15 protein-coding genes are annotated in these 20,839 nt (G+C 74.5%); 2 read left to right on the forward strand and 13 right to left on the reverse strand.

Going from position 1 to position 20,839, the window contains the following annotated elements; all coding sequences use genetic code 11:
* Nucleotides 1-145: 145 nt before the first annotated feature.
* The 7 genes from AC1VWI_RS18415 to AC1VWI_RS18445 all read right to left on the reverse strand — a co-directional run bounded on the left by AC1VWI_RS18415 (nucleotide 146) and on the right by AC1VWI_RS18445 (nucleotide 8,847).
* Complete coding sequence (locus tag AC1VWI_RS18415; RefSeq protein ID WP_499512109.1) at nucleotides 146-2,482, reverse strand: xanthine dehydrogenase family protein molybdopterin-binding subunit; 2,337 nt, start codon at nucleotides 2,480-2,482, stop codon at nucleotides 146-148.
* Between the two features lie 61 nt (nucleotides 2,483-2,543).
* A complete protein-coding gene (locus AC1VWI_RS18420; protein WP_499512110.1) occupies nucleotides 2,544-3,872 on the reverse strand; it encodes a (2Fe-2S)-binding protein in 1,329 nt (442 codons plus the stop codon).
* Entirely contained in the window at nucleotides 3,869-4,762 is an 894-nt protein-coding gene (locus AC1VWI_RS18425; RefSeq protein ID WP_499512111.1) for an FAD binding domain-containing protein, read from the reverse strand. The genes AC1VWI_RS18420 and AC1VWI_RS18425 overlap by 4 nt, the downstream gene beginning before the upstream one ends.
* A gap of 261 nt (nucleotides 4,763-5,023) precedes the next feature.
* Nucleotides 5,024-6,655: a beta-N-acetylhexosaminidase gene (locus tag AC1VWI_RS18430; protein ID WP_499512112.1), complete on the reverse strand. Its 1,632-nt coding sequence runs from the start codon at nucleotides 6,653-6,655 to the stop codon at nucleotides 5,024-5,026.
* 83 nt (nucleotides 6,656-6,738) lie between these two features.
* Nucleotides 6,739-7,902, reverse strand: a complete 1,164-nt coding sequence (locus AC1VWI_RS18435; RefSeq protein ID WP_499512113.1) for a hypothetical protein — start codon at nucleotides 7,900-7,902, stop codon at nucleotides 6,739-6,741.
* Between the two features lie 67 nt (nucleotides 7,903-7,969).
* Nucleotides 7,970-8,257 (reverse strand): DUF3039 domain-containing protein, encoded by a 288-nt coding sequence (locus AC1VWI_RS18440; RefSeq protein ID WP_499512114.1) that lies wholly within the window; start codon nucleotides 8,255-8,257, stop codon nucleotides 7,970-7,972.
* 11 nt (nucleotides 8,258-8,268) lie between these two features.
* Nucleotides 8,269-8,847 carry a YqgE/AlgH family protein gene (locus AC1VWI_RS18445; protein ID WP_499512115.1) on the reverse strand — a complete coding sequence of 193 codons (579 nt, stop codon included), beginning with the start codon at nucleotides 8,845-8,847 and terminating at the stop codon, nucleotides 8,269-8,271.
* Between the two features lie 252 nt (nucleotides 8,848-9,099).
* Between AC1VWI_RS18445 and murA the strand changes: the two genes are divergently transcribed.
* Nucleotides 9,100-10,434, forward strand: coding sequence for a UDP-N-acetylglucosamine 1-carboxyvinyltransferase (gene murA / locus AC1VWI_RS18450; protein ID WP_499512116.1), 1,335 nt, complete (start codon nucleotides 9,100-9,102; stop codon nucleotides 10,432-10,434).
* A gap of 88 nt (nucleotides 10,435-10,522) precedes the next feature.
* Here murA and AC1VWI_RS18455 read toward each other — a convergent pair whose 3' ends face one another.
* The 6 genes from AC1VWI_RS18455 to AC1VWI_RS18480 all read right to left on the reverse strand — a co-directional run bounded on the left by AC1VWI_RS18455 (nucleotide 10,523) and on the right by AC1VWI_RS18480 (nucleotide 19,456).
* Nucleotides 10,523-10,804, reverse strand: coding sequence for an HU family DNA-binding protein (locus AC1VWI_RS18455; protein ID WP_018564081.1), 282 nt, complete (start codon nucleotides 10,802-10,804; stop codon nucleotides 10,523-10,525).
* 198 nt (nucleotides 10,805-11,002) lie between these two features.
* Complete coding sequence (locus AC1VWI_RS18460; RefSeq protein ID WP_499512117.1) at nucleotides 11,003-12,424, reverse strand: NAD-dependent malic enzyme; 1,422 nt, start codon at nucleotides 12,422-12,424, stop codon at nucleotides 11,003-11,005.
* 354 nt (nucleotides 12,425-12,778) lie between these two features.
* Nucleotides 12,779-15,052 carry a UvrD-helicase domain-containing protein gene (locus AC1VWI_RS18465; protein ID WP_499512118.1) on the reverse strand — a complete coding sequence of 758 codons (2,274 nt, stop codon included), beginning with the start codon at nucleotides 15,050-15,052 and terminating at the stop codon, nucleotides 12,779-12,781.
* A 620-nt stretch (nucleotides 15,053-15,672) separates the two neighbouring features.
* Nucleotides 15,673-16,818 (reverse strand): uroporphyrinogen-III synthase, encoded by a 1,146-nt coding sequence (locus AC1VWI_RS18470; protein WP_499512119.1) that lies wholly within the window; start codon nucleotides 16,816-16,818, stop codon nucleotides 15,673-15,675.
* Nucleotides 16,819-16,971: 153 nt separating this feature from the next.
* Entirely contained in the window at nucleotides 16,972-18,363 is a 1,392-nt protein-coding gene (locus tag AC1VWI_RS18475) for a nitrate/nitrite transporter (protein WP_499512120.1), read from the reverse strand.
* Nucleotides 18,364-18,466: 103 nt separating this feature from the next.
* Nucleotides 18,467-19,456: a LysR family transcriptional regulator gene (locus AC1VWI_RS18480; protein ID WP_499512121.1), complete on the reverse strand. Its 990-nt coding sequence runs from the start codon at nucleotides 19,454-19,456 to the stop codon at nucleotides 18,467-18,469.
* A gap of 98 nt (nucleotides 19,457-19,554) precedes the next feature.
* On the opposite strand from AC1VWI_RS18480, the gene AC1VWI_RS18485 reads away from it, so the two are divergent.
* Nucleotides 19,555-20,763, forward strand: a complete 1,209-nt coding sequence (locus AC1VWI_RS18485; RefSeq protein ID WP_499512122.1) for an MFS transporter — start codon at nucleotides 19,555-19,557, stop codon at nucleotides 20,761-20,763.
* Nucleotides 20,764-20,839 lie beyond the last annotated feature (76 nt).

The following is a 20,839-nucleotide window of genomic DNA, read 5'->3' on the forward strand; positions in this document are numbered from 1 at the left end:
GCTCGCGTGGCCGGGGCACTTTGCCCACACCGTGGTTCGCACTCGTCCACGAGCCACTGCACACCCCGCTCCGAGAACGGCCACGACCTCCACATGAAGGGCCCGGTCCGCACGGACCGGGCCCTTGATCGTGGATGGCGGGGCGTCAGCCCAGGGGGCGGGCCACCGCGTGCTGGGGGCGGATGGGCAGCCGGCTGACCGGGCGGCCGGTGGCCGCGCGGACGGCTGAGGCGACGGCGGCCGGGGAGACGACGACGGGGACCGCACTGGCGGCCTTGGCGCCGAAGGGGGCGAGCACGTCGCGTTCCTCGACGAGCCGGACCACGCGGATCGCGGGCGCGTCGAGCGCCGTGGGCAGCGAATAGCCGGTCAGGCTGGGCCGCTTGATGACGCCGCGCGGCGCGCGGAGGTCCTCCATGAGGGCCATGCCGACGCCCTGGGTGACCCCGGCCTCGATGCGGGCCAACAGCTGCGCGGGGTTGAGGATCCGGCCGACGTCCTGGGCGACGGCCATCTCCACGACCCGGATCGCGCCGAGTTCGATGTCGACGTCGACCACGGCGCGCACGGCGCAGAAGGCGAGGCCCACGAAGGCGTCGCCCTGGCCGGTGTCGTCGAGCCCCTCGGTGGGGTGCGGGCGGCACTGGGCGGTGGCCCACAGCTCCTTGCCGGCCAGCTCCTCCTCGACGGTGGTGGAGAGCACCCCGTCGTACGAGGTGATCTTGCCGTCGGCGATGGAGAGCAGCTCCGCCGACATGCCGAACTTCCCGGCGAGCGGCTGCAGCAGCTGGGTGCGCACCATCTTGGCGGCGCGCTCGACGGCGCCGCCGGAGACCCAGGTGTGGCGGCCGCGCGCGGCGGCGCCGGCCGGGGGCTGGTCGGTGTCGGACGGCAGGACGCGGACGTCCTCGACGCCGAGCACCTCCTGCACGATCTGCCGGGCGAGGGTGGCGAAGCCCTGGCCGGTGTCGACGGCGGCGCAGATGACGGTGGCGGCGCCGTCGTGGACGCGCACGGTGGCGGTGGAGACCTCGTCGGTGCCCTCGGCGCCGAGCATGTGGACCATGCCGAGCGCGTAGCCCACGCCGCGGCGCACCGCGCCCGGCTCGCCGGCGCCCTCCAGGCCGCCGGGGAGCAGCCATTCGGACTCGTCGTCGTCCATGGGCAGCGGCGGCAGGTCGGTGTCGCGCACGGCCTTGAGCAGTTCGCCGACGGGCGCCGGGCAGGTGACCGTCTGGCCGGTGGGCAGCAGGTCGCCGGTGGCCATGACGTTGCGCATGCGGATCTCGGCCGGGTCCAGGCCGAGTTTGGCGGCGAGCTTGTCCATCTGGCCCTCGTAGGCCGCGCAGACCTGCATCGCCCCCTCGCCCCGGACGTGGCCCGAGGGCGGGTTGTTGGTGCGCACCGCCCAGCCCTCGACGAAGACGTGCGGCACGACGTAGGGGCCGGCGGCGAAGGCGACGGCCGCGGCCAGGGCGTCGGCGGAGGTGTCGGCGTACGCGCCGGCGTCCAGCAGCACCTGGGCCTCGACCTTGACCAGCCGTCCCTCGGCGTCCGCGTGGTGGCGGTAGCGCAGCAGCGTGGGGTGGCGGTGGCTGTGGCTGAGGAAGGACTCCTCGCGGGTGGCCACGAACTTCACCGGGCAGCCGGTCTTCAGCGCCAGCAGCCCGAGCGGGATCTGCACGCCGGAGTCCTCGCGGTCGCCCATCGCACCGGGCACGCCGGTGACGACGACCTTGACGCGGTCCTGCTCCAGGCCGAAGCAGGCGGCGGCCAGGTCGCGGTCGGTGTGCGGGTCGGTGGAGGCGACGTACAGCTCGACGCCGCCGTCGGGGCGGGGCACGGCGAGTCCGGCCTCGGCGCCGACCGGGGCCGGGTCCTGGCGGCCGACCCGGTACAGGCCCTCGACGACGACCTCGCCGACCGCGTCCGGGTCGCCGAACTGCAGCGGGATGTGCCGGATCAGATTGCCGTCGGGGTGCAGCGGGGGCGCCGAGAAGGCCCGCTCGGGGTCGATGACGGGCTCCAGGACCTCGTACTCGACCTGGATGGCGGCGGCGGCCAGCCGGGCGGTGTCGGGGTGGTCGGCGGCCACGGCGGCGATGGCCTCGCCGTGGTGCCGGACGGTGTCCTTGGCGAAGACCGGACGGTCGGCGACCCGCCGGCCGTGCATCGCGTCGCCGGGGACGTCCTCGTGGGTCACCACGGCCCGTACGCCGGGCAGCGCGACGGCCTCGGAGGTGTCGATGGACAGGATGCGGGCGTGCGGGTGCGGGGAGCGCAGCACGGCCGCCCACAGCAGGCCCTCGGCCCACAGGTCGGCGGCGTAGGGGTACGTCCCCTGGGCCTTGGCCATCCCGTCGGTGGCGGGCAGGGACGCGCCGATGCCCTGCGGTGGGGACTGCTGTTCGGCGGCGCCGGTCGCGACCGTCGCGGGGGTGCCCACGGCCGGGGTGGCCGTCGCGGCGTCGGGGCCCGTCATCGCGCGTACCTTTCGCTGCCGCGAGGGGGGAGGTGGTGCCGGTTCAGGAGGTCCGGGGTGCTCACGCCGGGCCTCCGGAGGAGGGGCGCGGGTGCGGGACGCGGATGCCGTCTGCCGGGTCGCCGGCGGTGTCGTCCGCGGCGCCCTCCGCGGTCTCCTCGCGCTCGGCCACGACCTGGCGCACGGCCTCCAGGACGCCCTGGTACCCGGAGCAGCGGCAGAGGTTGCCGCTGATGGCCTGCCGGGTCTCCAGCTCGGTCGGGCTGTGGTTGCCCTCGAGCAGGTCGTGCACGGTCATCGCCATGCCGGGGATGCAGAAACCGCACTGCACGGCCCCGCACTCGGCCAGCGCGCGCTGGACGTCCGAGGGCCCGCCGTCGGCGGACAGCCCCTCGACGGTGCGGATGTCGCTGCCCGCGGCGGTCGCGGCGGGCACGAGGCAGGAGGCGACGAGGCGGCCGTCGACCTTGACCGAGCACGCGCCGCACTCGCCCTGCTCGCAGCCGTCCTTGGCACCGGCGAGGCCGAGGCGCTCGCGCAGCACGTACAGCAGGGACTCGCCGAGCCAGGCGTCGGTGACGGGCCGGTCGGTGCCGTTGACGTTGAGGACGTAGGAGTCCACCGGGTGCTCGCTGTGCGCGTCGGCGTCGGGCCCGTCGCCGGGCTCCTCGGCCGCCTCCTCCCCCGCCGGGGGCTCTTCGGCGGCGAGGTCCGCGCCGAGGTCGGCCGCGGGCTCCTGCGGGTGCGCGGTGTCCTCGCCGGGGGCGGGCTCGGACCGGAACTCCTCGGCGGCGCCGTCCGGCGCGGGGGCGGAGACGGGCGGGAAGCCGTACTCACCGGACTCGCCGGCGGCGCCGTCCGGGGTGAGGGGCAGCGTCCACTGGCCCGTGGCGTCCGCGGGGAGCGCCCAGCCGCCGTCCGCTGCGACGCCGGGGCGCGGCAGCGGAGGCGCGTGCGGGGCGGCGGGGGCGGTCCAGGGCCGCGACGGGTCGGGGGTGGGCACGAAGGCGCCCACCGAGTACTCGCCGGAGTCGTCGGCGGTGGCGTCCTCGCGCACGACGGGGATCGCCCACGTGGTGGCCGCGTCCTCGCCGGCGGCCGGGCCGCCGGGCGCCTCCGCGGGGGCGACCGTTATCGGCACGCCGGTCGGCTCGGGCGCGTAGCCGTGGCCCGGGGCGGCGAGCGGGTCGGCTCCGGGCTCGGTCATGGACAGCTGCGCCGCGAAGGACACCTGCATGGTCTGGTCGGCGTCGTACTCGCCGTGGGGCAGGGGCTCCCACACCCCGTGCCCAGGGGTGAATCCCCCGCCGTGCGGCAGGGGGGACCCCGCCTGCGGCTGGTCGGTCATGCGCCCGTCCGGTGTCCTGTCGTCGTACACGTCGTCACTCATGCCAGTGCCCTCCCCAGCGCGCGGCGGGCCAGTGCGGCCACCGTACGCCGCAGCTGGACGGCCGCGGGGGGCAGTTCGGGGGCCGTGGTGCCGTCCGGGGCCGGCAGGGGGTCGGGGATGCAGGCGGCGGCGACGTACTCGCCGAAGGCCGTGAGGGCCTCCGGTGCCAGCGTCCGCTCGCCGTCCCAGTCGATCAGCCCGGCGACCCAGCGTTCGGCCTCGAGCGGCCGCAGCGGCACCGGTGCGACAGCTCCCACCGCGCAGCGTACGCCCCGGCGGGCGGGGTCGAGGACGACGGCGACGGACGCGATGGCGCGGCCCGGCCCGGTGCGGCCGGTGGCCTTGAGGAACGTCTGCGGCGCGTGCAGCAGCGGGACCCGGACGTACGCCAGGACCTCGCCCGGCCGCAGCGGGTCCATGGCGGTGAGCAGGTGGCTGACCGGCAGCTCGCGGTTGCCGTCCGGGCCGGCGACGAGGACGGAAGCCTCCAGGGCGGCCAGCACGGGCAGCGAGTCGCCGGTGGGGGCGGCGCCGGCGATGTTGCCGCCGAGCGTGCCCGCGTTGCGGATCTGCGGGGGTCCGGCGGCGCGGGCGGCGGCGGCCAGGGCGGGGATGAGCGCGGCGAAGTCCGGGCGGCCCATGCGGGCGTGGGTGAGGCCGGCGCCGAGCAGCGCCGCGCCGTCCGCGTACTGCCACCCGCGGATCTCGCTGATCCGCCCGAGCCCGACCAGTCCCGCGGGGCGCAGCAGCCCGGAGTTCACGGCCGCCATGAGGTCGGTGCCTCCGGCGACGGGCACGGCTGTGGGCGTGGCGGCCAAGGCCGCCACGGCCTCGTCGAGCGAGGTCGGCAACGCCACATTGCGCGCTGCCTGCCGTGCGTACGTGCTCACGCAGCTGCCCCTTCCCCGGCTGTCCGCGGTGCGGTAGCCGTACGGTACGTGCTGACAGCCCGGACGTGGCAACTCTGGCACATCTTCCGGGGTGATCAACGCGAGGGTCGCAAAGGAGAACCCGCCTTCCGGATGGCACCCCGTCCGGTATGCGTCTTTCTCCAGGTTGCGACGGGAATGGCCTCCTTCATGCGCCTTGCCGTGATTGGCCAGACCACCTTGCCATTTCCCGCGTCGACCGGCCCCGGGTTGTGGCAGGCCTCACACGATCGGGGGCGGCCCCTCGATCGGGCGTCCGATGACGCCCGGACGCCGCTGCCACGGCAGCGGACCGCCCGGCGGACGGTATTCGACCCCCAGTGCGTCAAGTCGCCCGTAGTGGGTGGTCATTCGCGCGGCGAAGCCCTCGTGGTCGCGGGCGGCGGGCCGGGGCAGCCGGCTCCAGACCGTCTCGGCGAAGGCGGCGAGCCGCGGGAAGGCCATGTAGTCCACCGCGCGGACCGAATCCATCGTCTCCGTCCAGATGTTGGCCTGCGCGCCGATGACGTGGGCGGCCTCCCCGGCGGTGAGGCCGTCCGGGACGGGCTCGAAGCGGTAGACGTCCTCCAGGGTGCGGACGTGCGCGATGGGCACCGGCTCGTCCTCGCCGTCCGACTGCCGCCAGTCCAGGTAGACCTGGCTCTCCGGGCACATCACGACGTCGTGGCCGGCCCGGGCCGCCGCGATCCCGCCCGCGTAGCCGCGCCAGGAGGAGACGGCGGCGCCCTCGGCCAGTCCGCCCTCCAGGATCTCGTCCCAGCCGATCAGCCGGCGGCCGCGCGCGCTCAGCCAGGTGTCGAAGTGCCGGACGAACCAGCTCTGCAACTCGTCCTCGTCGCGCAGCCCCAGCTCCTTGATGCGGGCCTGGACGGTGGCGGAGGCGCGCCACTGGTCCTTGGGGCACTCGTCGCCGCCGATGTGGACGAACTCCGAGGGGAAGACCTCCAGGAGCTCGGTGAGCACGTCCTCGTAGAAGCGCACGGTGGCCTCGGTGGGCGCCAGCACGTTCGGGTTGATGCCCCAACTGGTCAGCACCGGCAGGGCGCCGGTGTCCACCACGTCGGTGTTGCCGAGTTCCGGGTAGGCGGCGATGGCGGCCTGCGAGTGGCCGGGGACGTCGATCTCCGGCACGACCGTCACGTGCCGCTCGGCCGCGTACGCCACGATCTCGCGGAGGTCGTCCTGCGTGTAGTAACCGCCGTGCGGGCGTTCGTCCCACAACGGGGACTCCCGCAGCCCCACCTTGGTCCGGCCGCGCCAGGCACCGACCTCGGTCAGGCGCGGGTGGCGGCGGATCTCCACCCGCCAGCCCTGGTCGTCGGTCAGGTGCAGGTGGAGCACGTTCAGCTTGTGCGCTGCCAGCAGGTCGACGTAGCGCAGGACGACGTCCTTGGGCATGAAGTGCCGTGCCACGTCCAGCAGTACGCCGCGCCACGCGAACCGCGGGGCGTCCTCGACCGTGCAGTGCGGCAGGCGCCAGTCGCGCCCCGGCAGCGGCGCGCGGCGGAAGGCGTCGGCCCCGAGCAGCTGCCGTACGGTCTGGGCGCCCCAGAACACCCCCGCCGCTCCCCCGCCGGCGATGCGGACGCCGTCCCCGGCGGACACCGTCAGGCGGTGGCCCTCCGCGCCGAGGCGCCCGGTCACGTCGGGGTCGAGGCGGAGCGTGATGGTGCCGGGCGTGCCCGCGGGCGGCGGCGGCAGCGGGAGCCCGGTGGCGGCGCCGACCGTGGCGCGCAGCCAGTGCGCGGTCCCTTCCGTGCCGGGGCCGGCGTCCAGGGTGGTGCCGGGGCCCAGGTCGACGTGACCGCCGTCGGCGTGCCGGTGCGCCTCGACGGGCGCCGGGATGAGGTCCATGGCGCCCATCCTGCCGCGCCCGCGGCAACTGGAATAGACCAATCGCCGATTCCCGGCCCGCTCCGGCCGGACGCGGGGAGCCGTCAGCCGCGGGCCCGGCGGTCCCGGTTCAGCGCGAGGACGGGGATCAGCATGCCGACGACGCACCACAGGAGGTGGCTCACGGTCACCGCGGACCACAGCGCCGCGGAGGTCGCCTGCGCCACGGAGAGGGCCACGACGGTGCCGATGAGGGCGACGACGGCGGTCAGTTGGAGGACGACGTGCCGGCTGGGCAGCACGTCGCGCTGCAGGAAGGTGTCGCCGTACCACCAGCGCACCGCGCGGGCGGCCCCCAGCAGCACCACCACGGCGCCCGCCGCGACGCCCAGGACGGCCGGAAGCGGCCACGGGGTGCCGTCGGCTGCGGCGGCCGCCGCCAGGCCGGTGGCGGCGATGGGCAGCACGGCCAGGTGGGCCGCCACGGTCAGGGCCACGGCCCGGGCGCGGGCCGGGTCCCCGTTCAACTCGGCGCGGGCCAAAGCACGTACGGTCTGCAACCGCCCCAGGCCGGTGCTGCCGGAACGACGGGCCTGCAGCAGCCACAGCGCGCCCGCCAGCGCCGCCAGCACGCCCACCCCGCCGGCCAGCACCTCCGGTTCGGCGAACAGCACCAGCGCGGCCACCAGCAGCACGGGCACGAGCCGCGGCCACCGGCGCCGCCCCGCCACGTCCGCGGGCGCGGCACCGAGCTCCAGGGCGCGGGCCACCACGGTGCGGCGTTCGGCCTGGGCGGCGGGGCGGACGGAGAGGTCCAGCGCCCGTGCGAGCGCGACCTGGGCCTCGGCCTCGCGGGGCGCGATCAGGACCGCCCGCCGGGCGGCGGCGACCGCCTCGGGGCCACGGGAGAGCATCCGGCAGGAGTCGGCCACCAGCACCTGGGCACGCCATTCGCGGGGGTCGGCGGCGACGACCCGCCTCCCGAGCCCGAGGGCGGCGTGCGCGTCGCCGAGCATCAGCAGGACGAGCCCGGCCAGCAGCGGCGGGTCGGGGTCGCCGCGCTCCGCGTGCGCCAGCGCCCAGTCGACGGCCTCCCGGGCCCGGTCGGCCCGCCGCTCGTACGCGAAGACCCTGGCCCGTACGAGGTAGCCGAAGCTGCCGTTGCGGGCGACGAAGGCGTCGTCGACGAGCGAGTGCGCCATCTCGAAGCGCCCCCGCTCGCACAGCCCGAAGACCCGGTCCGCCGTGACGGCGTCGTCCTGCGCCATGTCCCCCCGAACGCGCGAAGTACGGCCGCCGTGCCGCGGCCGTACCTGCCGGGTGCCGTGGCGGCCGCTACTTGCCGCTCTTGTCCTTGTCCTTGTCCCCGCCACCGGTGGGCATGGATTCGAAGATCTCCTTGCACATCGGGCAGACCGGGTACTTCTTGGGGTCCCGGCCGGGCACCCAGACCTTGCCGCAGAGCGCGACCACCGGCGATCCGGAGAGCGCGCTCTCCATGATCTTGTCCTTCTGAACGTAGTGCGCGAAGCGCTCGTGGTCGCCATCGCCGTTCGACACCTGCGGGGTCGGTTCGACGAGGGTGCCGGTGCCCGCCCCGCGCTCGGGCTCGAGAGTGCTCATGGCACGCAAGCCTAATTCAGAGACGGATCGTCCGGATACGTCGCGACCATCGCGAGTTCGCTGCGCTGCCTGCGCAGCACGGAGCGCCACAGCTGCTCGGGGTCCGGGGAGAAGACGTCCCCCGGTTCGGACTCCACCACGTACCAGGCGCCCTCGACGAGCTCGTCCTCCAGCTGTCCGGGCCCCCATCCGGCGTACCCGGCGAAGATACGCAGGGAACCCAGCTCGGCCGCGAGGAGCTCCGGCGGCGCCTCCAGGTCGACCAGGCCGATCGCGCCGTACACCCGGCGCCAGCCGAGCGGCTCCCCGTCCTCGCCGTCCCGCGGCTCCCCGGGCACCACGGCCAGGCCCAGCGCGGAGTCCAGCGAGACCGGCCCTCCCTGGAAGACGACCGGGGGCGCGCCCGCCAGACCGGCCCAGGTCTCCAGGACGTCGCCGACCCCGACGGGCGTGGGGCGGTTGAGGACGACGCCGAGGGACCCCTCCTCGTCGTGGTCGAGGAGGAGCACCACCGCCCGGTCGAAGTTCGGGTCCGCGAGCGCGGGCGTCGCGACGAGCAGTCTGCCGGTGAGCGATGACACTTCGGTCATGGTCAACATGATCCCGCATTCCGCCGCCGCGCGGGGTGGCAACGGCGCCCTTTCCGGACCGGGCCCGGCGCACGGGGCGCCCCGCCGGCGACCCTCCGGAGGCGCGCGACCGCACAGGGTGCTGTAGCGAAGCCATTACATGAGTGGGACCTCACAGGCCTCTCCCCGGCGCCGGAAGGCCGATTACCATTTCCCCTTGGTGCCTGCGGGGACCTAGCTTCCTTTCTGCCCGTCTCCAGGAACGCGAGAGCAATGACCGGCCTTAACGACGTACTGCTCGTCCACGGCGGCACCCCCCTCGAGGGGGAGATCCATGTCCGCGGCGCGAAGAACCTCGTGCCGAAGGCGATGGTGGCCGCGCTGCTGGGCAGCGAACCCAGCCGGCTGCGCAACGTGCCCGACATCCGCGACGTGCGCGTGGTGCGGGGCCTGCTCCAGCTGCACGGGGTGACGGTGCAGGCCGGTGAGGAGCCCGGGGAACTGGTGCTCGACCCGTCCAAGGTGGAGAGCGCGAACGTCGCCGACATCGACGCGCACGCGGGCTCCTCGCGGATCCCGATCCTGTTCTGCGGCCCCCTGCTGCACCGCCTCGGCCACGCCTTCATCCCGGGCCTGGGCGGCTGCGACATCGGCGGCCGGCCGATCGACTTCCACTTCGACGTGCTGCGCAAGTTCGGCGCCGTCATCGAGAAGCGCCCCGAGGGCCAGTACCTGGAGGCCCCGCAGCGGCTGCGCGGCTGCAAGATCGAGCTCCCGTACCCGTCGGTCGGCGCGACCGAGCAGGTGCTGCTGACGGCCGTCCTGGCCGAGGGCGTCACCGAGCTGAGCAACGCCGCGATCGAGCCGGAGATCGAGGACCTCATCTGCGTCCTGCAGAAGATGGGCGCCATCATCACGATGGGCACCAACCGGACCATCCACATCACCGGCGTGGACAAGCTCGGCGGCTACAACCACCGCGCCCTCCCGGACCGCCTGGAGGCCGCCTCCTGGGCCTGCGCGGCCCTGGCCACCGAGGGCAACGTCTACGTCCGCGGCGCCAGCCAGCGCGAGATGATGACCTTCCTCAACGTCTTCCGCAAGGTGGGCGGGGCCTTCGAGGTCGACGACCACGGCATCCGCTTCTGGCACCCCGGCGGCCCGCTGAACGCCATCGCCCTGGAGACCGACGTCCACCCCGGCTTCCAGACCGACTGGCAGCAGCCCCTGGTCGTGGCCCTCACGCAGGCCTCGGGCCTGTCCATCGTCCACGAGACGGTGTACGAGTCCCGGCTGGGCTTCACCTCGGCGCTCAACCAGATGGGCGCCCACATCCAGCTCTACCGCGAGTGCCTGGGCGGCACCCCCTGCCGCTTCGGACAGCGCAACTTCCTGCACTCCGCGGTCGTCAGCGGCCCCACCCGGCTGCAGGGCGCCGACCTGGTCATCCCCGACCTGCGAGGCGGCTTCTCGTACCTCATCGCGGCCCTGGCGGCGCAGGGCACCTCCCGGGTGCACGGCATCGACCTGATCAACCGCGGCTACGAGAACTTCATGGGCAAGCTGGAGAAGCTCGGCGCGAAGGTCGAGCTGCCCGCCGCGGACTGACCCGGCGCCCGGCCCACCGCCCGGAACACACGAAGGGCGGCCTCCCCGCGGGGAGGCCGCCCTTTCGGTTGTCGCGGTAGGCGCGGAACTACTTGCCCTTGGCGGCTTCCTTGAGCTTCGAGCCCGCGGAGACCTTCACGCTGTAGCCGGCCGGGATCTGGATCGGGTCACCGGTCTGCGGGTTGCGCGCGGTGCGCGCGGCGCGGTGGCTGCGCTCGAAGGTGAGGAAGCCGGGGATGGTGACCTTCTCGTCGCCCTTGGCGACGATCTCGCCGACGACCTCGGCGAACGCGGCCAGAACGGCGTCGGCGTCCTTGCGGGTCACCTCGGCGCGCTCGGACAGCGCGGCCACCAGCTCACTGCGGTTCATCTAAGTACTCCTTGCATGGAAACCCCCAACGTCGACCGTCGGGGAAGACGCATTGTGAAGACGCTCATCGCGCTTCTGCGGTGCGGCCCTCACCGCCCAGGTACGCATCCTGCCCCTATTTCTGGGGGAAACGCCAATCCGGCACCCGGGAGAGTCACACAAAAAGCGGGACGTGTGCGGCTCGATGACGCTCCGTCGTTACGGCGTCGCGGTGAGGCCCTGCGACTTGGCGGCCTCGCGGACGGCACCGGCGACGGCGCCCGCGACCTTGTCGTTGAAGACGCTCGGGATGATGTAGTTCGGGTTGAGCTCGTCCTCGGTGACGACGTCCGCGAGGGCGGTCGCCGCCGCGAGCATCATCTCGGTGTTCACCGTGCGGCTCTGGGCGTCCAGCAGGCCGCGGAAGACGCCCGGGAAGACCAGCACGTTGTTGATCTGGTTCGGGAAGTCGCTGCGGCCCGTGGCGACCACCGAGGCGGTCTCCCGGGCGACCGCCGGGTCCACCTCGGGGTCGGGGTTGGCCAGGGCGAAGACGATGGCGCCGTCGGCCATGGCCGCGACGTCCCCGCCGTCCAGGACGTTGGGGGCGGAGACGCCGATGAAGACGTCCGCGCCGCGCACGGCCTCCTTCAGGGTCCCGGTGATCTCCTCCGGGTTGGTGTTGTCGGCGATCCAGCGCAGCGCCGTCCCGGGGCCGGCGGCGACCAGGTCCTCCCGGCCGCTGTGCACGACGCCGTGGATGTCCGCCACGACGGCGTGCTTGACGCCCGCCGCGAGCAGCAGCTTGAGGATGGCCGTGCCGGCGGCGCCCGCACCCGACATGACGACCCGTACGTCGCCGATCTGCTTGCCGACCACGCGCAGCGCGTTGGTCAGCGCCGCGAGCACCACGATGGCGGTGCCGTGCTGGTCGTCGTGGAAGACCGGGATGTCCAGGGCCTCGCGCAGCCGGGCCTCGATCTCGAAGCAGCGGGGCGCCGAGATGTCCTCCAGGTTGATGCCGGCGAAGCCGGGGGCGATCGCCTTGACGATCTCCACGATCGCGTCGGTGTCCTGGGTGTCCAGGCAGATCGGCCAGGCGTCGATGCCCGCGAAGCGCTTGAACAGGGCCGCCTTGCCCTCCATGACCGGCAGCGCGGCCTTCGGCCCGATGTTGCCCAGGCCCAGCACGGCCGAGCCGTCGGTGACCACCGCGACGCTGTTGCGCTTGATGGTCAGCCGGCGGGCGTCCTCGGGGTTCTTGGCGATCGCCATGCAGACCCGGGCCACACCGGGGGTGTAGACCATGGAGAGGTCGTCACGGTTGCGGATGGGGTGCTTCGACGCCATCTCGATCTTGCCGCCGAGGTGCATCAGGAACGTGCGGTCGGAGACCTTGCCGATCGCGACGCCCTCGATCTGCGCCAGCTTGGCGACGATCTCGTCCGCGTGGGCCGTCGAGGTGGCCGCGATGGTCACGTCGATCCGCAGCTTCTCGTGGCCGGAAGCGGTCACGTCGAGGCCGTGGACTGCGCCACCAGAGGCTTCCACGGCCGTGGTGAGCTGGCTGACCGCGGATCCGCTCGCGGGTACCTCCAGCCGCACCGTGATTGAGTACGAGACGCTCGGCGCCGTTGCCATGGCCGCTGTTCCTCCGCTGTCGCTGGTTGTGCGCCCTCGATGCTGCCACCTACTGGTGGGTACGCGTAAACCCGGGGGCCCCACAACAGAATGTCGAGTAGCGAGGGGGGTCAACGGAAGCTTGTGTGCTTAATGTTCCCCCACCCGCCACCGGAACGGCGCACACGGACGGAATGACAATCCCGGATCGTTTGTTAGCCTGGGTGAGGCACCGGCTCGATCCAAGCCCCCGGGCCCAACCATAGGCGCTTCGAGCGCCCACTTGCCGCGAGGCGAGCATGGCGGGTCGGTGTCACATGCGTCCGGCGGGGCGCCCCTCCGAGAGGGGCGCCCCGCCGTCGTCATGAGGACGGTTCAGTCCCGCAGCAGGTCCGGGACGCCGGCGCCGTCCGGCAGGTCGCGGGCGCCGGAGAGCACCGTCAGCCGCTGCGTGGCCCGGGTCAGCGCCACGTACAGCACCCGCAGCCCCGCCGGGGACTCGTCTGCGATCTCCGCGGGCGAGACGACCAGCGTCGCGTCGTACTCCAGCCCCTTGGCCTCCAGGCTGCCCAGCGCCACGACGCGCTCGCCCAGCCCCGCCAGCCAGCCCCGGGCCTCCTCACGGCGGCCCATGGCCACGACCACGCCCACCGTGCCCTCGACCTCGTCCAGCAGCCGCTCCGCCTCCGCGCGCACCGCCTCGCCCGTGCCGCCGTCGGCGGTCACCGCGAACCGGGGCACCAGCCCCGTCGAACGCACCGCGCGCGGCGACTCGCTGCCCGGCATGGCCAGCGCCAGCACCTTCGCCGCCAGGTCCGCGATCTCGGCCGGGTTGCGGTAGTTCACGGTGAGGGTGAAACGGCGGCGCGGACGCGTCCCCAGGGCCTCGTCACGGGCCAGGGCCGCCTCGTCCGGGTCGGTCCACGAACTCTGCGCGGGGTCGCCGACCACCGTCCAGGTCGCGGCACGGCCCCGGCGGCCCACCATGCGCCACTGCATCGGGGTGAGGTCCTGCGCCTCGTCGACGATCACGTGCGCGTACTCCGTGCGCTCCGCGTCCAGCCGGTCCTGCCGGCTGCGCCGCCCGGCCGCCATCCGGTCGGCGAAGGTGGTGACCTCCTCCAGACCGGTCAGCTGGTCCAGCGGGTCCGCCTCCCGGGTGCGCACCTTCGGCGGCGGGCCCAGCAAGGCCTCCAGCTCGTCCAGCATCGCGACGTCGTGCACGGACAGCGCCCCGTTGCCCGCGAGGTCCAGCCGGCGCAGCGAGCGCGCCACCCGGCGCACCTCGGGCGGCGTCAGGACCCGCCGCGCCCAGCGTCCCAGCCGCTTCTCGTCGGAGAGCGCCGCCAGCACCCCGCGCGGGGTCAGCACCGGCCACCAGGCGGCCAGGAAGTCCACGAACTCCTGCTCGGTGGAGACGTCCTCGTCGAAGCCCTGCCGCTCCTCGGCGGCCAGCTCCGGGTCCTCGAACCGGCGCCCGGCCTTGCGCCACAGCGCGTCCAGCAGCAGACGGCGGGCCCGGGGCCGCAGCAGGTTCACCGGCGCCGTGCCGCTCAGCACGGCGTGCCGGATCCCGGACAGCTCCTCGGCGTCCAGCTCCAGCCGCCGCCCGAACGCCACCACCCGCAGCCGGTCCGGGCACCGCCCCTGCCCGGACCCGTGCTCCAGCACGCCCCGGGCCGCCTTGCGCAGCACCCTCAGCATCCGCAGCGAGCCCTTGATCCGGGCGACCGCCGGATCGTCGTACGTGGTCGCCTCGGCACCGTCCACGAGCGAGCCCACAGCGCGGATCGCGACCTGCCCCTCCTCGCCCAGCGAGGGCAGCACGCCCTCGGTGTACGCCACCAGCAGCGGCGTCGGGCTGACCACCAGGATCCCGCCCGCGTACCGGCGCCGGTCCTGGTACAGCAGGTACGCCGCCCGGTGCAGGGCCACGGCCGTCTTCCCCGTGCCGGGCCCGCCGGTCACCTCCGTGACGGAGGCTGCGGGGGCCCTGATCACCACGTCCTGCTCCGCCTGGATGCTGGAGACGATGTCCCGCATCGTGTGGCTGCGCGCCTGGCCCAGCGCGGCCATCAGCGCGCCGTCGCCCACCACCGGCAGCCCCGTCCTCAGCTCCGGGCGCAGCAGGTCGTCCTCGACGCCCAGCACCTTGCGGCCCTTGGAGCGGATGACGCGCCGCCGCACGACCCTGCCGGGCGCGACCGGCGTCGCCCGGTAGAACGGCGCCGCCGCGGGCGCCCGCCAGTCGATCACCAGCGGCGCGTAGTCCGCGTCCAGCACGCCCAGCCGGCCGATGTGCAGGGTCTCGGCGACCTCCGCCGTCCCGTCGGGCCGGATCGCGTCATCGGCGGGCTCCACGGAGGTGTACGCACCGTCCGGGCCCTTCTTGCCGTCCTTGCCCAGCAGCAGGTCGATCCGGCCGAAGAGGAAGTCCTCGAACTCCGCGTTCAGGCGGTTCAGGTGCAGCCCCGCCCGGAACACCTGGGCGTCGCGCTCCGCCAGCGCGCCCGGCGTGCCGACCTGGCCGCGCTTGACGGCGTCGTCCATGAGGAACTCCGCCTCGTGGATCTTCTCCTCGAGCCGGTCGTACACCCGGTCCAGATGCGTCTGCTCGACTGCGATCTCCGTGTCCCGGACCGCTGCCACGCAGGACCCCCTTCTTCCACTTCCGTACGTCACGCGCCGCGCGCGCCGCCCCGGCGTACGGGGCAGCCTGTCACCGTACGCCAACCAGGCGTTTCCCGCCCACTCGGCAAGTGCCCCCCGAAGCGTCCGGGGTACCCCGCGCCGCCCCGTGCGGGTGCGTCGTGGTTGCCGTTGGGGTTTCTCCCCCGCCCGCCCCCAGGCCTTCGGCCGGGCCCCCATCCGGCGCAGTCACCTGGTTGCGGGTCGGCCGCTCGCCGGAGGCTGGGGGGACCCCCATGCCTTGCGGAACGACTTCCCACAACCCCCACCTCGTCCGGCCGTCAGTCGCCCATACGACCGGAGGGGGTGTGGCGGGGTGCGCCCATGGGGGTCCCCCGGCCGAAGGCTGGGGGAGACGAGCGGCGAACCAGGTACGCAACGACGTGGACGTAAACCGCGAGCGCTGTGGGGGTCCCCCCGGCCGAAGGCTGGGGGAGTGCGCCGGCGCGGCCCCGACCCCAACCCAACGGAGCGCAGGCCCGCACTGACCGCGCCGGGCAATCGGGCGGGAGGGCGGGGGATGCCCGCCGCAGGCGCAGACAACCCGCACACGAACAACAGGCCGCACCCACGACCCCGGGTCACGCGGAGGCGTACTTGGCATCGGCCGCCGGATCCAGCGCAAGCCGGTACCCCCGCTTGACCACCGTCTGGATGAGCTTCGGCACCCCCAGCGCCGCCCGCAACCGCGCCATCGCCGTCTCGACGGCGTGCTCGTCGCGCCCCGCCCCCGGCAGCACCCGGAGCAGGTCGGCCCGGGAGACGACCCACCCGGGGCGCCGGGCGAGGGCGCGGAGCAGGGCCATCCCGGCCGGGGGGACGGGGCGCAGCTCGCCGTCGACGACGACCGCGTGGCCGCGGATCTCCAGGCGCCGTCCGGCGACGGGGAGGGGACGCACCCGCCCCGGGAGCTCTGCGGCGAGCAGTTGGACCAGCGGCCCGAGGCGGAAGCGTTCGGGCTGGGCGGTGGGCACCTCGTGGGCCTGCAGGGGCAGCGCCGTGACGGGGCCCACGCAGGCCGGGAGGATGTCGTGGCGCAGGGCGTCGAGGAGTTCGCCGCGCAGGCCCCGGCGGTCGGCCCGGTCCAGCAGGGAGGCCGCCGCGGGGGCGCTGGTGAAGGCGACCGCGTCCAGTCCGCGGGCGACGGCCGCGTCGATGAGCCGGTCGACCGGGCCCAGGTCCTCCGGCGGCATCCAGCGGTAGACGGGTACGCCCACGACCTCCGCGCCGGCCGCGCGCAGTGCCTCGCTGAAGCCGGGCACCGGCTCCCCGTGCAGCTGGACGGCGACGCGCCGGCCGTCGACACCCTCGTCCAGCAGGCGGTCGAGGACCTCCGCCATCGACTCGGACGCCGGCGACCAGGACTCCCTGAGCCCGGCCGCGCGGATCGCACCGCGCACCTTGGGGCCGCGGGCGAGCAGTTCGACGTGGCGCAGCCGTTCCAGCAGGGGCTCGCCGAGCCCCCAGCCGTCGGCGGCCTCGATCCAGCCGCGGAAGCCGATCGCCGTGGTGGCCACCACCACGTCGGGACCGCGGTCGAGCAACCGCTTGGTCGCGGCGAGCAGTTCGGTGTCGTCCGGCAGCGGGACGATCCGCAGCGCGGGGGCCCGCATCACGACGGCGCCGCGCCGTTCGAGCAGGGCGCACAGCTCGTCGGCGCGGCGGGCCGCTGTGACGCCGACCGTGAAGCCCGCCAAGGGGAGGACGTCTGGGTGTCGCACTTGCATGGCTCTGCCTCGCTCCGCCGGAGGTACGCGTGCAACGGAGGCCGGGACCGTCCCGGGTCCCGGAGTCGTGCGCCCCGTTGCGCGCATGGTTCCAAGCCCCGGTGACGGTCTCGGTTCACCGGCATTTCCCCGTTGTTACGCAGTTCGCCGGGGCTACACCTGCGCGTAGGACAGCCGTGGCTCCGGCTCGGCCCCGGCACCGGGCCCGGCCGCCGGGGCGGGGGCCGGTGCGGGCCTGCGCAGGTATACGGCCCAGGTGACGGCGAAGCAGACCGCGTAGACGGCCAGGAAGGTGACGAAGGCCGGGGTGCCGGTGCCCCGGGTGAGGAAGGACTGCCGGAAGGCGAGGTTGATGCCGAGGCCGCCGAGCGCGCCGACGGCGCCGATCAGGCCCATCGCGGCGCCGGACAGCCGGCGTCCGTAGGAGGCCGCGGCTTCGCCGGTCAGGCCCTTGGCGGCGGCCTTGGCGGCGTAGATGCCCGGGATCATCTTGTACGTCGAGCCGTTGCCGAGGCCGGTCAGGATGAACAGCGCGACGAAGGCGCCGGAGAACAGCGCCAGGGACTTCTGTGCCGAGGCGAGGACGATCACGGCGGTGGCGGCGGCCATCGCCAGGAAGTTCCACAGGGTGATCCGCGCGCCGCCGAAGCGGTCCGCGAGCCGTCCGCCGACCGGGCGGACCAGCGAGCCGAGCAGCGGGCCGACGAAGGTGATGGACGCGGCCTGCAGCGGGGTGCGGGCGAACTGGTTCTGCAGGACGAGCCCGAAGGCGAAGCTGTAGCCGATGAAGGACCCGAAGGTGCCGATGTAGAGGAAGGACATGATCCAGGTGTGGCCGTCCTTCACCGCCTCGGCGGCCGCGCCGATGTCGTTCCGCACGGGCGCCAGGTTGTCCATGTACAGGGCCGCCAGCGTGGCGGCGACCACGATGAGCGGGATGTAGACGGCCAGCAGCAGCCGCGGGTGGCCGGCGCCCGCCGTGCCGATGACCAGCAGGCCGACCAGTTGGACGACCGGCACGCCGATGTTGCCGCCGCCCGCGTTCAGGCCGAGGGCCCAGCCCTTCTTCCGGAGCGGGAAGAAGGAGTTGATGTTGGTCATGGAGGAGGCGAAGTTGCCGCCGCCGACCCCGGTCAGCGCGGCGACGGCGAGGAAGGTCCCGTAGGAGGTGCCGGGCTCCATGACGACGGCGGCGGCGATCGTCGGCAGCAGCAGCATGAGCGCGCTGAGGACGGTCCAGTTGCGGCCGCCGAAGCGCGCGACGGCGAAGGTGTACGGGACGCGGACCAGGGCGCCGACCGCCGTGGCCATGGCGACCAGGAAGAACTTCCCGGCGGGGTCGATGCCGTACTCCGGGCCCATGAAGAGCACCATGACCGACCAGAGCGTCCAGACGGAGAAGCCGACGTGCTCGGACAGGACGGAGAAGAGCAGGTTCCGGTGGGCGACGCGCCGGCCGCCGTTCTCCCAGGACCCCTCGTCCTCAGGGTCCCACCGTTCGATCCAGCGGCCGCCCTTGCGTGCGGTGGTGCTCGCGGCAGTCATGACGCCTCCAGGCCCTGATGTCGCTCGTCGGGTGATGCCCACGACGGTAGGAACGGCGCGTTTCCTCCCGATGGCCTGAGGTGACCGCCACGCAACCTTGCTCTCACCCGGTGCGCGGGCCCGGTGTGAGCGCCGGGGGCGCCATCACGCGGGCGTCCGGCTCCGGCAGCCAGGCGCCGTCCGGCACGGTGAGCCAGTCGTCCTCCGCGGCGAGCCGGCGCGCGGCGCGGAGCAGAACGTCCAGTGCGGGGTGGCGCAGTCCGCGCCGCCACACCATGGAGACGGGGGCGAGCGGTACGGGGCCGGTGAGCGGGCGCAGGACGAAGCCGGGCAGGTCGATGAACTCGGTGCTGGCCAGGACGGGCCAGCGGTGCTTGCGCACCAGACGGACGAACTCCTCCGGCCCGTCGATGGCGGGGAAGGGCGCGGCGACGGCGATGCCCCGGCCCCGGAACAGGCGCCGGGCCAGATCCGTCCACTCGGCGGTGTCCGGGTTCCCGGCGGCCGCGTAGAGCGACTCCCCCGCGAGTCGGTCGAGCGGCACCTCGGCGAGCGGGGCCAGCCGGTGGCCGGCGGGGAGCAGCACCGCCATCCGCTCGTAGCGGACCGGCAGGTGCTCCAGCCGGTCCAGCACGGCGGGGGCCAGGCCCGCCGCCCGGCCGAAGGAGACGTCCAGGCGGCCGGCGAGGATCCCCGCGGCGGCGCCGGTGAGCCCGCCGTGGAAGCGCGCGGTGAGCTCGAGTTCGGGCGCGGCGGCGCGGGCGGCGGCCAGCACCCGGTGGCCGGTGCCCACCGGCGCGCCGATGTCGACGAGCAGCGGACGGCCGGCGGGCGCGAAGGCGGCGGCCAGTTCGTCGTGGGCGGCGAGCACGCGCCGGGCGTACGGCAGCAGCCGCTCCCCCTCGGCGGTCAGCCGCACCGAGCGGGTCGTCCGCACGAACAGTTCGGCCCGCAGTTCCCGCTCCAGGCGCCGGACGTCCCGGCTCAGCGCCTGCTGGGCGACGTGGAGGCGGGCGGCGGCCTGGGTGAAGTGCAGTTCCTCCGCGACGGCGGTGAAGGCCCTCAGCAGGCGCGGGTCGATGGCGTGCGGCATCCGCCCATTGAACACGTCCGCGATTGACAACGGGAACGCGTCAATGGGCGCTGATCAGGTGTTGGACCGCGCCGGGGACGCGCCGGGAGGGTGGTCGCATGACCGCGCTCGCCTTCGCCGCCCCCTACCGGCGGCTCTTCGCCCTGCCCGGCACCCGGGCCTTCACCACCGGGAACCTCCTGGCCCGGCTCCCGATGGGGATGTTCGGCGTCAGCGCGGTCGTCATGATCGCGGCCGGCTACGGCTCGTACGCGCTGGCCGGGGCGGTCACCGCCACCGGGCTCGCCGCGACGGCCGTGGTGGCCCCCTGGACCGCGCGCCTGACCGACCGGCACGGCCAGGCCCGGGTGGCCGTGCCGGCCGCGGGGCTCGCCGCGCTGGGCTCGCTCGCGCTGGTGGTGTGCGTACGGCTGCACGCCCCGGCCTGGACCCTGTTCGCCGCGTACGCCGCCACCGCGACGACGCCGAACACAGGAGGCATGGCGCGGGCGCGCTGGGCGCACCTGTACCGGGACGACGAGCGGGGCCGGCACGTCGCCAACTCCTTCGAGCAGGCGGCGGACGAGGTCTGCTTCATGCTCGGCCCGGTCCTCGCGGCCTTCCTGTGCACCTCGCTGTTCCCCGAGGCCGGCACGCTGACGGGGGCGCTGCTGCTCTTCGGCGGCATCCTGATCTTCGCCGCGCAGCGCGGCACCGAACCGCCGCCGGTGCCGCGGGCCACCGCAGGACCGGGGGCGGGCGCCCTGCGGGCCGCGGTACCGGCGGTACTGCTGACGTTCCTGGCGACGGGGGCGGTCTTCGGCGCCCTGGAGGTCACCACGATCGCCTTCGCCGACTCCCAGGGGCACCGCGGCGCCGCCGGGGCGGTGCTCGCCCTCCAGGCGGCGGGTTCGTGCGCCGCGGGCCTGCTGTACGGGCTGCGCAGGCCCCGTGGCGGCGCGGAGGGCCGCTTCGCCGCGAGCGTCGCCCTGATGGCCGCCCTCATGCTCGGCCCGCTGCCCGCGGCGGCCCTCGGCGGCCTGTGGCTGCTGGCCCCCGCGCTGCTGCTGGCGGGCATGGCCACCGCGCCCACGATGATCAACGGCATGGCCCTGATCCAGCGCCGGGTCCCGCCGGGCCGCCTCAACGAGGGGATGACGCTGGCCGTCACGGCCCTCCTCGGCGGCATCGCCGCGGGCTCCTTCGCCGCGGGGTCCGTCGTGGAGCACCGGGGTGCGGTCCCCGCGTACGCGATACCGGCGGTCGCCGCGGCCACCGCGGCGCTGGTCGCGGCGGCCTCCCTGCGGACGGCCCGTCGCCGGGCCTGACCTACCGGCCGTCAGCCGGGCGGGGCGCCGTGCGGCGAGGCGACGGGCCCCGGAAACGACGGAAGGCGATGCCTGC

It is taken from the genome of Streptomyces sp. TOM-9 (assembly GCF_056858595.1).

Coding starts and splice junctions, on each gene's coding strand:
- AC1VWI_RS18480 (WP_499512121.1), bottom strand. CDS start 19,456: ATGCCGCACGCCATCGACCCGCGCCTGCTGAGGGCCTTCACCGCCGTC.
- AC1VWI_RS18455 (WP_018564081.1), bottom strand. CDS start 10,804: ATGAACCGCAGTGAGCTGGTGGCCGCGCTGTCCGAGCGCGCCGAGGTG.
- AC1VWI_RS18460 (WP_499512117.1), bottom strand. CDS start 12,424: ATGGCAACGGCGCCGAGCGTCTCGTACTCAATCACGGTGCGGCTGGAG.
- AC1VWI_RS18430 (WP_499512112.1), bottom strand. CDS start 6,655: ATGGACCTCATCCCGGCGCCCGTCGAGGCGCACCGGCACGCCGACGGC.
- AC1VWI_RS18435 (WP_499512113.1), bottom strand. CDS start 7,902: ATGGCGCAGGACGACGCCGTCACGGCGGACCGGGTCTTCGGGCTGTGC.
- AC1VWI_RS18420 (WP_499512110.1), bottom strand. CDS start 3,872: ATGAGTGACGACGTGTACGACGACAGGACACCGGACGGGCGCATGACC.
- AC1VWI_RS18415 (WP_499512109.1), bottom strand. CDS start 2,482: ATGACGGGCCCCGACGCCGCGACGGCCACCCCGGCCGTGGGCACCCCC.
- AC1VWI_RS18475 (WP_499512120.1), bottom strand. CDS start 18,363: ATGACTGCCGCGAGCACCACCGCACGCAAGGGCGGCCGCTGGATCGAA.
- AC1VWI_RS18470 (WP_499512119.1), bottom strand. CDS start 16,818: ATGCAAGTGCGACACCCAGACGTCCTCCCCTTGGCGGGCTTCACGGTC.
- murA (WP_499512116.1), top strand. CDS start 9,100: ATGACCGGCCTTAACGACGTACTGCTCGTCCACGGCGGCACCCCCCTC.
- AC1VWI_RS18440 (WP_499512114.1), bottom strand. CDS start 8,257: ATGAGCACTCTCGAGCCCGAGCGCGGGGCGGGCACCGGCACCCTCGTC.
- AC1VWI_RS18445 (WP_499512115.1), bottom strand. CDS start 8,847: ATGACCGAAGTGTCATCGCTCACCGGCAGACTGCTCGTCGCGACGCCC.
- AC1VWI_RS18485 (WP_499512122.1), top strand. CDS start 19,555: ATGACCGCGCTCGCCTTCGCCGCCCCCTACCGGCGGCTCTTCGCCCTG.